Raw genomic sequence first — 1,240 nt, 5'->3', positions numbered from 1 at the left:
CCGAGGGCGGTGCCGGTCAGCCCAGGTGCCGCGTGAAGAACCGCAGTGCGCCGTCGGTTTCGAACGCCGGGACGTCGCCGTGCCGGCCGGGGTTGGCGTGCAGGGTCTTCTCGGTGGAGGCGAAGGCCTCGAACAGGGCCAGGCCGGCCGCGCGCGGGACCCGCTCGTCGTCCCACTGGAGCAGGAACTCCACGGGAACGGTGATGCGGGCGGCCTGCTCGGCCGAGGCGAGCGCTCCGCCGAGGCCCAGGACCGCCGCGCGCACCCGGGGTTCGGCGGCGACGAACGGGACGCCGAGCCCGCATCCCAGCGAGACGCCCCAGTAGCCGACCGGGCCGGCGCCGACGTCGTCGAGCCGCTGGACGGCGTCCAGCACGGACCGCCACTCGGGCACCGTGCGGCGCGCCACCAGGGCGTGGAACTCCGCGAGCAGCGGCGCGGGTTCGGCCCCGGCCTCGATGCGTGCCTGGTTGGCGGTGGCGAGCCGGTCGTACTCCTCGTGCACCGGCCGGTCCCCGTGGCCGGGCACGTCCGGTGCGACCACCGCGAAGCCGCACTCGGCGACCAGCCGGTGGGCGCGGGCGAGGACGGCGGGGGCCTTCTTGTGCTCGCCGCCGCCGTGCCCGAGCAGGACCAGGGGGCGGGGGCGGGCGGTTCCGTCCGGGGTCCAGAGCGCGCCGGGGATCTCCCCCAGGACGAAGAGCCGCTCGCGGACGCCGTCGGACGACGTGTCAGTGGTGAAGCGCATGTATGGTACGGGCCTTTCGGGGTGCCTACCGCGGGCACTCCCCGGCCATGCGGGGGAGGGGTGCCCGACCTGTCACAGCGTTGATCGGTCCCACCTCCTCGGTTCGCAGCGGCGCACGGCGGTGTGGACGGTAGCACGCGGCGCCGGCTCCTGGCACCTGCCCACCGCCGTCGAGCGGAACACCCGGGCCGTCTCCCCCGCGCGTAAGGCCGCGGGCTCCTCATCCGGGCGGGTGCCGGCGGAGGGCTTCGGGGCCCCGACCTGCCCAGGGGGTGGTGTCGTCGCCTAGAGTGAGAGCTTCTTGCGGACGGGACCGGGTGACGGCACGAGCGGGGAGGGGGCCGGAGTGGAGCGACGCGTACGTCGGGCCGCGGCGGCCTCGCTGTCCTGCGTGTTCCTCGTGGCCTGGGCCGTCTGCCAGGTCCTCCTCGGCACGGCGACGGGCGCGGCGCGACCGGCCCTCGGCGCGCCGCCCGCCGTCGCCGCCCCGGC

At 76.5% G+C, this 1,240-nt stretch carries 1 protein-coding gene; it reads right to left on the bottom strand.

Going from position 1 to position 1,240, the window contains the following annotated elements:
- Positions 1 to 16: 16 nt before the first annotated feature.
- Positions 17 to 748, bottom strand: coding sequence for a dienelactone hydrolase family protein (locus tag ABD308_RS15655; RefSeq protein ID WP_344333971.1), 732 nt, complete (start codon positions 746 to 748; stop codon positions 17 to 19).
- Positions 749 to 1,240: the final 492 nt, after the last annotated feature.

This window comes from Kitasatospora putterlickiae, assembly GCF_039527695.1.
Lineage (GTDB): Bacteria > Actinomycetota > Actinomycetes > Streptomycetales > Streptomycetaceae > Kitasatospora > Kitasatospora putterlickiae.
The sequence above is the reverse complement of the archived record's forward strand: the minus strand, read 5'-3'. Positions and strand labels throughout refer to the sequence as shown.

What these genes read in the sequence shown, in the direction of transcription:
- ABD308_RS15655 (WP_344333971.1), bottom strand. Translation starts at nt 748, where the DNA reads ATGCGCTTCACCACTGACACGTCGTCCGACGGCGTCCGCGAGCGGCTC.